The 9,891-nt window shown below is 69.0% G+C and carries 8 protein-coding genes and 5 pseudogenes; 4 read left to right on the top strand and 9 right to left on the bottom strand.

All coding sequences use genetic code 11. The annotated features are described in order from the left end of the window. The 3 genes and pseudogenes from FrCorBMG51_RS31525 to FrCorBMG51_RS28420 form a co-directional block, all read right to left on the bottom strand. A pseudogene (locus tag FrCorBMG51_RS31525) lies at nt 1-172 on the bottom strand (IS6 family transposase); the annotation flags it as partial. After that, the gene (locus FrCorBMG51_RS28415; RefSeq protein WP_157180534.1) at nt 172-348 is read right to left on the bottom strand and encodes a hypothetical protein; all 177 of its coding nucleotides are present in this window, start codon (nt 346-348) and stop codon (nt 172-174) included. The pseudogene FrCorBMG51_RS31525 and the gene FrCorBMG51_RS28415, both read right to left, overlap by 1 nt. Before the next feature lie 181 nt (nt 349-529). Then, the gene (locus FrCorBMG51_RS28420) at nt 530-703 is read right to left on the bottom strand and encodes a hypothetical protein (protein WP_157180535.1); all 174 of its coding nucleotides are present in this window, start codon (nt 701-703) and stop codon (nt 530-532) included. Between the two features lie 388 nt (nt 704-1,091). On the opposite strand from FrCorBMG51_RS28420, the pseudogene FrCorBMG51_RS16360 reads away from it, so the two are divergent. Together FrCorBMG51_RS16360 and FrCorBMG51_RS27010 are read left to right on the top strand one after the other, a co-directional pair. Beyond that, nucleotides 1,092-1,771: pseudogene (locus FrCorBMG51_RS16360) on the top strand (IS110 family transposase); the annotation flags it as partial. Nucleotides 1,772-1,843: 72 nt separating this feature from the next. Continuing rightward, complete coding sequence (locus FrCorBMG51_RS27010) at nt 1,844-2,056, top strand: hypothetical protein (RefSeq protein WP_086055516.1); 213 nt, start codon at nt 1,844-1,846, stop codon at nt 2,054-2,056. A 123-nt stretch (nt 2,057-2,179) separates the two neighbouring features. On the opposite strand, the pseudogene FrCorBMG51_RS33965 reads toward FrCorBMG51_RS27010, so the two are convergent. Next, nucleotides 2,180-2,437 (bottom strand): annotated as a pseudogene (locus FrCorBMG51_RS33965) (effector-associated constant component EACC1); the annotation flags it as partial. Between the two features lie 1,278 nt (nt 2,438-3,715). Here FrCorBMG51_RS33965 and FrCorBMG51_RS16370 point away from each other — a divergent pair. Continuing rightward, nucleotides 3,716-4,090, top strand: a complete 375-nt coding sequence (locus FrCorBMG51_RS16370; protein ID WP_047223938.1) for a PadR family transcriptional regulator — start codon at nt 3,716-3,718, stop codon at nt 4,088-4,090. Next, complete coding sequence (locus FrCorBMG51_RS16375) at nt 4,087-5,451, top strand: permease prefix domain 1-containing protein (protein WP_047223939.1); 1,365 nt, start codon at nt 4,087-4,089, stop codon at nt 5,449-5,451. The genes FrCorBMG51_RS16370 and FrCorBMG51_RS16375 overlap by 4 nt, the downstream gene beginning before the upstream one ends. A 371-nt stretch (nt 5,452-5,822) precedes the next feature. Here the strand turns inward: FrCorBMG51_RS16375 and FrCorBMG51_RS16380 are convergent, their stop codons facing one another. From FrCorBMG51_RS16380 to FrCorBMG51_RS16390, 5 genes and pseudogenes are all read right to left on the bottom strand, one after another. Further along, the gene (locus tag FrCorBMG51_RS16380) at nt 5,823-6,350 is read right to left on the bottom strand and encodes a GNAT family N-acetyltransferase (RefSeq protein ID WP_047223940.1); all 528 of its coding nucleotides are present in this window, start codon (nt 6,348-6,350) and stop codon (nt 5,823-5,825) included. Then, entirely contained in the window at nt 6,347-6,643 is a 297-nt protein-coding gene (locus FrCorBMG51_RS16385) for a type II toxin-antitoxin system TacA family antitoxin (RefSeq protein ID WP_047223941.1), read from the bottom strand. The genes FrCorBMG51_RS16380 and FrCorBMG51_RS16385 overlap by 4 nt, the downstream gene beginning before the upstream one ends. A 138-nt stretch (nt 6,644-6,781) precedes the next feature. After that, nucleotides 6,782-6,889, bottom strand: a pseudogene (locus tag FrCorBMG51_RS33970) (IS6 family transposase); the annotation flags it as partial. Nucleotides 6,890-6,926: 37 nt separating this feature from the next. Further along, nucleotides 6,927-7,109, bottom strand: a pseudogene (locus FrCorBMG51_RS31530) (lantibiotic dehydratase); the annotation flags it as partial. A 206-nt stretch (nt 7,110-7,315) separates the two neighbouring features. Next, nucleotides 7,316-9,891: type I restriction endonuclease subunit R (locus FrCorBMG51_RS16390; protein ID WP_235433643.1), on the bottom strand; the 2,576-nt coding region annotated here is incomplete at its 5' end.

Genomic DNA, 9,891 nt, shown 5'->3' on the forward strand with positions numbered 1-9,891 from the left:
TCGTGACGTGGTCGACGACGAGACCGCGTTCGGCGAGGAACTCCTCGACGTCGCGGTAGGACAGGGCGTAGCGCAGGTACCCGCGGACCGCCAGCACGATCACCTCAGGTGGGAACCGAAAACCGGCGAACTCCGAAGCTGGGACCGGTGGACGGGCAGGACGTCGACCCATCACCCGATCATGCCCGAGTGGTAGCTGCGGTGGTGGACTTCGCCAACGCAACAGTGCCCATCCGTGCTGAACCCGGCCTCCTCGAACCGGTTCCGCAGCCAGTGCGCGGTATCGGTGAACTCGGTGAACACCAGGAGCTGGCCGCGGCCGGAGGGATCCCATGCCGGTCGAGGCATTCCATGAGCGCCGTCCACTTGGCCGGAGCGGCGACCTGCTCCGCGGCGCGCAACGTGTCCAGGAGCGCGGCCACGCGGGCCAACTCCGCCTGCCTGTCCCGAGTCCGGGCGGACACGAGCGCGTCCTCCGCCCGAGCCCAGGCGTCATCATCATCGGCCGCCCCGCCCAGTCCTCCAGCGGTCAGCAGGTCGTCGGGAGCGTCGGGGTGCCGCGTGTGCCCGCCGCCGCTTTCAGTGCGTTCTCACGGCGGCGGATCGTCACCGCCGCAGCGTGCAGGCTGGATGCTGCGCGCTTGCCGTAGATAGACCGGGCGAGGACGGCGCTGTCGGCGTAGAAGGCGTCCACGTAGTCCATGACCGCGTCGTAGCCGGCTGCCTCGTGGGAGGGGACTGTAAAACCAACGGTGTAACTCCCTTGTGACACTCTGTGCATACGCGCAGGTAGAGGAGGCACCAGATGGGCAGCATGACGACCGATCCGGCGACGGAGACGATCGCGGACAAACCCGCNNGGTGGCGCCGGTGCTCGACGAGGGGTGCCGGTAGCCGCCGGTGGGTGAGCGCTCTCCTCACCTGGACGCAGTCGAGTCCTATGGTCAGACCGCGCCCCCACCGGTGATCGGGAGGATGGACCGCTGATGGGATGCCGTGCCCGCCCACCGTGGCGTGAGCACTTGACCATTAGGGCGCTGGTGGTTCTCCCGCGGGCTGCTGATCGTGCTGTTGGGAGAGCGGAGGCGGGGTTGCTGTTCGTCGGGGACGACTGGGCCGATGATCATCATGACGTGGAGGTCCAGGACGAGACGGGACGGCGGCTGGGCAGGGCCCGGCTGCCCGAGGGCGTGGCCGGAATCGCCCGGCTGCACGAGCTGATCGGCCGGCACCTCGGCGAGGACACCGACCCCGCCCAGGTGGTGGTCGGGATCGGGACCGACCGAGGCCCGTGGGTCCAGGCGCTGCTCGCCGCCGGCTACCAGGTGATCGCGGTGAACCCGATGCAGGCCGCCCGCTACCGGGAACGGCACTCGACCTCGGGGGCCAAGAGCGATGCCGGGGACGCGCATGTGCTGGCGGACATGGTGCGCACCGACCACCACCAGCTGCGCCCGGTCGCCGGCGACAGCGAGCTGGCCGAGGCGCGGTGAAGGTCGTCACCCGGGCGCACCAGACGCTGGTCTGGGAGCGCACCCGGCACCTCCTGCGGCTGCGCGGCGCGCTGCGGGAGTACTTCCCCGCGGCGTTGGAGGCGTTCAACGATCTGACCGCCCCAGATGTGTTGGAGCTGTTGGGCAAGGCAGCGACCCCGGCCACGGCGGGACGGCTGACCGTGGCGCAGATCAGCGCCGCGCTCAAACGCGCCGGCCGGCGGAACATCGCGGAGAAATCCCGGGCGATCCGGGCCGCCTTCCAGGCTCCTCAGCTGACCAGCCTCGACCCCACAGCCGCGGCCGAGCCCGGTGGCCGGTGCGACCCGCCCCTGGACAGCCATGCAAAAATGATCATCATTGATCACGCCCTCATGCTGACGACCAGCGCGAACTTCTCCTACAACGCCGAGAACACCAACATCGAACTCGGGCTACTCGTCCACGACACCGCCATAGCCTCGTCCGTCGAATCCACCATGCGAGCCCAACACGGCGTTCTCTACGAGAGAGTCGTCCCCACCGGAACCGGCCGGACAGGGAGCTGGCGCGGTGACGGGTGACCGCCCCGTTTCCAGCTCCCCATCCGGCCAGTCACCCCGGCCACCCGGTCGTTCCCCAACGTCGGCCTGCGCCTCGGATGGTGTCTGCGAGTCCGACAGCCCGCGAACGACGTCCGCGATCTGGCGTCGGAGTCCTTCCGCGTCCAGGTTCCGCACGTTGGTTGCGTTCAGATCAATCGCCGGACCGTCCGGCCCCGACGTTACGGTGACCGTCACGTCCCCGACGCGGGTCCGGAGCCATGTGACGAGCACCGTGGCGAACCCGGTTCCGGCAGCGCCGAGCAACGCCAGGATCGACGGCCAATCCACACCTCGCCCCAAGCCGCACCGTGGTGGCTCCCCGATCGTCACCCAGTGCTGCTCGACTGGCACGTAAGACACGTCCGCTGCTGGATCGGGGCCGGCAGCGAAAGACTCTCGCTGCTCTGCCCCGAGTGTGCCGCCCCGGACGGAGCTGCCAGTATCCCCTGGCTGGTCGTGCCGTTCCGAGGCGAGGTCAAACCTCCAGAGAGCCTCGGCAGAGTCGTTCCCATCGACACCTGGGTACGACAATCCCCCCGTTTTTTCCTGCGCTCATTGAACGGCCGAAGTGCAGGGACTGTCAATGGCTACGCACCGAGATTGATATCTAACGATCTGTGATCGTTATGAGCGTGGCAGTAAATCGATCAGCCGGTGCCGCCGTCCCTTCGCGTGCGACATACGACGCAGGGAAACCGGATCCGCTGCGGCTCCGGACTCCGATGAGACACGGCGGCCGGCAGCGGATGATCCGATCGACGCCAGCATCTCCACGAGTGCGTCGGCGCCCACCCGCGACCGTGGAGCCGTCCAGCAACAGCACTTCAGATCTTGAAACATCCCATGAACCCCGACAAAGGCAGCTCGCGAATATTCGAACGAAAATGCTCCTCGACGTCCGGGAGCTAGGCGATGACGTGTCATCGTGGCCCACAGCGGATGTATTCGCAGGTAGGGAACGGGCACGCTGCTCGGAGGGCGTGTTCCAACAGCCCTCGTGGGAAAAACCGGTCTCGTCTCCGCACAGCCGTGCTACCGACCACCGGGAAACCGCACGACTCACCACCGGATCATGATCGACTGGTCTGTGAGCGGCGGGGCTGGCCCGGGCGTGCCGCACGGTCCTCGGAGTCAGCGGGTGTGGCCGGGTAGGGACGTCCAGCGGTCGGGATCGACGCCGCCGAGCCAGCGGTCGATGTCCGCGCGCNACGCCACCACACCCGGGTACCACCCCAGGCCCGGGTGCGATTGACCGTCGCAGCCGGCGCGGGAGCGACGGGATCAATCCGCAGCCGACGGTCGACGGCCTGCCGGGTCAGGCCGAGGACGACAGCGATGTCGGAGGACCCCACGAACACCGGCGGCTCATCCACAGGACCCGACGATAACCGGCCCGCTCCCAGGCCCGCTCCGGATCCGGGAGGGCGACACCCCCACCGGCATGAGCAGACCACGCCCATGACGTCACGGCCGCTGACCAGCCGCGATGACAGCCGCGATGAGCTGGCTCGGGCGGCCGAGCATCATCCAGTCGTAGCCGCGACCGATACCTAGTAGTACTATGCAAAGCACTGCTAGGGTTCCCCGCTCGAATCCCGTCCAGGGCCCGGGCGGGGAGATCGAACGGAGTGAGGCCTGGTGAAGGTCGCCAAGGATCTGGTGGCCGCCTCGGCGACGCCGATGGTGCTCGGCATCCTGGCCGAGGGGGAAAGCTACGGCTACGCGATCCTCAAACGGATCCACGAGCTGTCCGGCGGCGAGCTGGACTGGACCGAGGGTCTGCTGTACCCGCTGCTGCACCGGCTTGAGCGCCTCGGCTGCGTGGAGGCGACCTGGCGGTCGGCGACCGGCGAGCGGCGGCGCAAGTACTACCGCATCACCGACAAAGGCCGGGCCGAGCTGGCCGAGCAGCGCCGCCAGTGGGACACGGTGGTGGGCGCGCTGCGGGACATCTGGCTCGACCCACACGACCGCGGGACGCTGCCAGCGATCCCGCTGGAGGGCCTGGCATGACCGCGCCGGACAGCCCCGTCGAGCTGGAGTCGCAGTTCGCGCAGTGGCGACGCTACGTGCAACGCCGCCGCGAGCTGGCACAGCCCGACGCCGACGAGCTGGAGGACCACCTGCGCGGCTCCGTCGACGCGCTCGTCGCGGCCGGGCTGAGCACGGACGAGGCGTTCCTGGTCGCGGTGAAACGGATGGGCAGCCTCGACGAGCTCTCCCGCGAATTCGCCCGGGAGCACTCGGAACGGCTGTGGAAACAGCTGGTGCTGACCGGTAGCGGGACCGTGGACGCCCGGTCGCGCAGGGACCTGCGGGCGCTGGTCCTCTGCGCGGTCGGCGCCGCGGTGTCGGTCCGGGTGCCGGAACTGTTCGGGGTGAGCCTGGAACACGACGGCGCGTTCTACGGGCCGAACGTGGGCGTTCTCGTGCTGCCCTGGCTGGCGGGTTTCCTCGCCTGGCGCCGCCAGGTCCGCCGCCCGCTGCTCGGGGTGCTGGTCGCGCTGTTCATGCTCGGCGCCGTGGCGGCCAACGTCTACCCGCTGGCCGAGACGTCGCAATCGGTGGTGCTCACCAGCATCCACCTCCCGATCGCGCTGTGGCTCGTGGTCGGTCTGGCCTACGCGGGCGACGAATGGTGCTCGCCGCGCCGGCGGATGGACTTCATCCGGTTCACCGGCGAGTGGTTCGTCTACTTCGTGCTCCTCGCGCTCGGTGGCGGCGTGCTCATCGCGTTTACGGCCGGCACCTTCAAGGCGATCGGGATCGACCCGGAGGTGTTCCTCGCGCAGTGGCTCCTCCCCTGCGGCGCAGCGGCCGGTGTCGTTGTCGCCGCGTGGCTCGTCGAGGCGAAGCAGAACGTGGTCGAGAACATCGCGCCGGTGCTCACCCGGCTGTTCACCCCACTGTTCACCGCCGTGCTGCTCGCCTTCCTCGTCGCCGTTGTCTGGACCAGCTCCGGCATCGACGTCGAGCGGGAGGCGCTGATCCTGTTCGATCTGCTGCTGGTAGTGGTGCTGGGGCTGCTGCTCTACTCGATCTCGGCCCGCGACCCGCTGGCGCCCGCCGGCCCGTTCGACCGGCTGCAGCTGGCCCTTGTGGTGAGCGCGCTGGCCATCGACGTGCTGGTGTTACTGGAGATCACCGGGCGGATCACCGAGTTCGGCACCACCCCGAACAAGGCCGCGGCTCTCGGTGAGAACATCCTCCTGCTGGCCAACCTCGCCTGGTCGGCGTGGCTGCTGCTGGGGCTGGCCCGCCGGCGCACCCCGTTCGCGGCCCTCGAACGCTGGCAGACCGGTTATCTGCCGGTGTACGCGGCGTGGGCGTGGATCGTGGTCCTCGCCTTCCCGCCCCTGTTCGGCCACGTCTGATCGACTGCGTATGAGTGAGCTGGGAACGTGCCCACAGGACTGCGAAGATCCGCGCCTTGTACTGTTTCCACAGGTCAGCCGGTACGTAACAACGAGTAGTGGACCTGAGTAACCACAATACGAACCGCCATCCACCCTGCCCGGACCGGTCATCGCCCTCGCTATCGCGCCTGGCAGGCCGTCTAACTGCACCGACACTGCTCCCGTAGACAGATGCCGGACCGCGCCGTCGGTCAGCGCGTCGACAGCGCCGTTGGTCGCGGTCCCCCAGGAGTCGTCAGAACGCGGCGCCGGTGACCGACCGGCGGGCCGCGCCCGGTGGTCGGCGGACCATCACGCGTCGCCTCCGAATCGGGACCGCATGGACTTGGTCAAGTACTGCCGAGGGCCTTGCGGAGGTCCTTCATCAGGAGGAACAGGTGCATGGGGTCGGTGGGGCTGGGCTCGAACTTTGCCAGGCGCAGGTAGAAGCCGCGGGCGGTCTCGTTCTCGCAGTGGATCAGCAGGGCCCGCACTCCGATGACCTCCCCGGCGGCGGCAACGCGGCGCAGTGCGTCGACCACCAAGGCCTGGCCCAGCCCGGCGCCCTGGACCGACAGATCTACACCGAGCCGGGTGAGGATGACCACCGGCTGGTGGTAGCGGCCCGCGCCCTGCGTCAGCCGCCGCGGCGCCTGCGTCGGCGCGACCGACCCCGCCGCCAGCGCGTAGTAGCCGACCACCCGCCGATCGCCGTCCTCGGCGTCGGTGACCACGTACACCCGGGATGAGCCCGATTGGTGCGCCTGCAACGCGTGCGCCGTCAACCAGGACGACTGCGCCGCCGACCCGCAGTCAAACCCGGACAGCACATGGCTGGCGGTCGCCGGTTCGACCGGGCCGAACCGGCGACCGCTCACCGACCGGCCTGGCCAGGCGCGGACTGGTCCAGCACGGTGGGTGCCGACAGCAGCTCCCGCAGCCCCGCCACCTCGGACGCCGGCCGGTCCAACGCATGGTCAAACGCCTGCCAGGCCACCTCGTCCAGGATGAACACCCGCCGATCCGCCAGAATGTCGGCCGCCGCCTCAGTAGCGGCCTTCAACACGAACGCCGACACCGTGCTCCCGGAGGCCGAGCTGGCGGCCTCCAGCAGCGCCTTCTGCGCCGGCTCCACCCGAAGGTGCAGCCGATCGTCCTTCGCACCCGTCACCCCACCAGCGTACGCACAACGTACGCCATGCACCAAGGCATGCGCGGCTACGCTCACTGCGTCACACGTTCCCGCACAGCCGAGAACTCATGCCGGACGTGATCATGCTGGCGGTCCGCATGGCCGGGCCGCGTCGATCAGCAGCGGGGTGAACCGGCACACCCACCGGTAGACGGTCACGTGGCCAACAACGAGACCTCGCTCCGCGAGGAGCTCCTCGACGTCCCGGTAGGACCCGGCGTAGCGCCGGGTCGAGCAGATCGAGGAACCGGCCTGTGGTCGCCCCAGCGGCGCGCGCGGCCCCTGTCACCAGCAGCTCGAAGTCCCCTCGTTGGAGCGCGGACCGGCTCGTGGCATGGACCTGCACGAAGACCTCAACATGGGGTGGGACCTGCCGCGCCGCAATGCCCCCCACAAGGATGTCGATCTCCCGGTCGTCCAGGGTCACCTCGATGGCACCACGCACCGCTGCCGTCTGCGCGTGTCGCGGACAGCGAAGTCCAAGCCTTCGATTGTCATCCGCGCAGGCCGGGAGCTTGCCATAGAGCAAGAATAGGAGTCGTGCTGGCCCATCGGGGCACCCGGCCCCGGTGGGTGGTGTGGTCTGTCCACGCCCCTGCCCCTGTCCGTGGGTTACCCGGGCCCGCTGCTGCCACCGGCGCGCTGGCGCACTTACCAGGCCTCGGGCAGGACGGTGGCGATGATCGCGGCATGGTTGTGCCGTGCCAGCTCGACGAGCTGGTCGGCGATGGCCTCCGCACGCTCCTGGTCGAACAGATCACCGTCGTCGATGAACACGTCCGCGACCGCCACGGTGATCCAGCTGTGCAGGCGTTGCCGCGCATGGGCGTTTCCCCAGAAGCGCACCCTCCCGATCTCCCCGCATAGATGATCGACGATGAAGACGGTCAGCTCGGCGACGGCCTCACCGGCGACCGGTGTCATCTCCTTGCCCTCGGCGAGCCGCTCCGCCCGCAGGACATCGAAGAAGAGACGTTCGACCGGAGTCAGCTGGACGCCGTCCGGTGCGTCCTCAGGCCGCTCGGACGTCGCACGGCCGGCGCGGGCCTTGTCGATCAGCCCGCCGAGTTCGAGAACAAGCTGCTCCCACTGGTCCCGTAGCCGGTCGAGGATCTCCGACAGCTGCTGGGACAGGGTGCGTGCACGGACCGGGTCGGCGTCGAGCATGCCACTGATGTGGTGGCGCAGCGCATGCTCCATCTCGGACGCCTTCGCCCGGTTCGAGGTCAGCCCGCCGACCTTCTCGTCGAAGTGGGCGTCGGTGATCGACACCGGTGGGATCTTCTGGATGATACCGAGCGCGACAACATGGTCGTCGATCAGTCGGCGGACCTTGTCGCCGTAGACGGAGACGCCGAAGTCCGCGTCCTCGCGCTCGTACCGCCGCCGCGCGAGCAGACCGATCACCCCGAACGCCTTCGTGTCGGCCACATAGGGCAGCGCCTCCGGCCGGGGCAGGACCGTCTCCAGGCTGCGGGTCAGCGCCCGGTAGGCGACCTGGAACGTCGCCCGCAGCGCGTCGTCGGCCAGCAGTTGGACGCAGGCTTCCTGATCGGTGGGGGTGGCGAAACGGTCCTGACCACGGCTGGTGAACAGCCCGCGGACCTTGGCATGCCGGTCGGCCAGCAGCGGAAGCTCATCGGTGATACTCGCCAGCGCGCCCTGGACGTCCTCCGCGGCATACGCTTCCAGCGCGGCGTGCAGGTGCTTGGCGACACCGAAGTAGTCGACGACGTAGCCGTTGGCCTTGCCCCGCGCGGTGCGGTTCACCCGGGCGATGGCCTGGAGCAGCTCCGCCTTCTTGATCCGCCGGTCGAGGTAGAGAACCTGATCGACAGCGGCGTCGAAGCCGGTCAGCAGCATCGATTTGACCAGTAGGAAGGCGACCGTGCTGGTCGTGGCCGGGTCCGGCGCCGGGTCGCCGGGCGCGGGCAGCGGCTTTTTGAACTCCTCGATGACGGTCCTCTGCCGGGCCTCGTCGGTCCAGTCCCGCCAGTCCTTCTCGTTCTGCTCCCCGGAGATGACCGGGATGAAGTCGAGGCGGGCGATCAGGTCGCGGTACGGCCAGGCCCGCACGTCCCGTAACCGGGCACGCCCGACGCCGGGGATCCCCTCGGGGGAGGCGGCCCGGTCCGCGGCCTCGGCCGTACGCAGCTCGGCGGGCAGCGCGTCAAGACGGGCGACCATCTCGTCGCGGGCGGCCACCAAAGCGTCGCGGTAGCGCACAGCGGCGAGCCGGCTGGTCGCGACGGCCTGGGCCTTGAACCCGCCGGGCAGTACGGTGTCGACATAGTGGCGGAGCATGTCGCGGGCCTTCGCCGCGATCATCTTCTCCGCTTCCAGGACGTTGCCGGTCGTTCCCCAGCGGCGTCGGATCTTCGCCAGCTCCGCGTCGGTGCGGTCGGGGAACATGTCCTCGAACAGCTCGTCGAGATCCTCGGCGTCCTGGACGTCGCTCTTCGTCGTGCGGCCCTCATAGCGGATCGGCACGGTCGCACCATCCGCCTCGGACTGGCCGATGGTGTACCGATCCAGATACGGGCCGAAGATCGCATGGGTACGTTTCCGCTTCCCCATGATGATCGGGGTCCCGGTGAACCCGATCCGCGCCGCGTTCGGCAACGCGTCCAGCAGCACGGCGTGCAGCGCGCTGCTATGTGAGCGGTGCGCCTCGTCCACGAGCACCACGACGTTCTCGGACGGGTCGAGCACCCCGAGGGACTTCACCTCCAACGGGGCGTCCTTCGCCGCGTCCGGGTTCCGATACTTCTGGATCATCGCGAAGAGCAGCGCCTTGCCTGGGACGGACAGCAGCGAACGCACCTGCTGGACGTTCCTCGCCGTCCGGGGCGTCTCCCCGGTGAGCTCGGCGGTCCTCGCGAGCTGGTCCTGGAGGTCCTTCCGGTCGGTGACGACCACGACCTTGAACCCGACGAGACCGGGCCGGGTCCGCATGACCCGGATCAGGAACACCATGGTCAGCGACTTGCCCGAGCCCTGGGTATGCCAGATGATCCCGCCACGCCGGTCGAACTCGCCGTCCACCGCACGGGTCTTCCCCGTGGCCAGCCGGTGGACGGTCCGCTGAACAGCCCGGTACTGCTGATAGCGAGCAACGATCTTCACCGTCCGCCCACTCTGCGTCGGCATGAACAGCGTGAAGTGCCGGACGACGTCCAGCAGCCGCTCCGGGGCGAGCATGCCGGCGACGAGCCGCTGCTGGCTGG

Origin of the sequence: Protofrankia coriariae (assembly GCF_001017755.1) — a bacterium.
Taxonomy (GTDB): Bacteria; Actinomycetota; Actinomycetes; order Frankiales; family Frankiaceae; genus Protofrankia; species Protofrankia coriariae.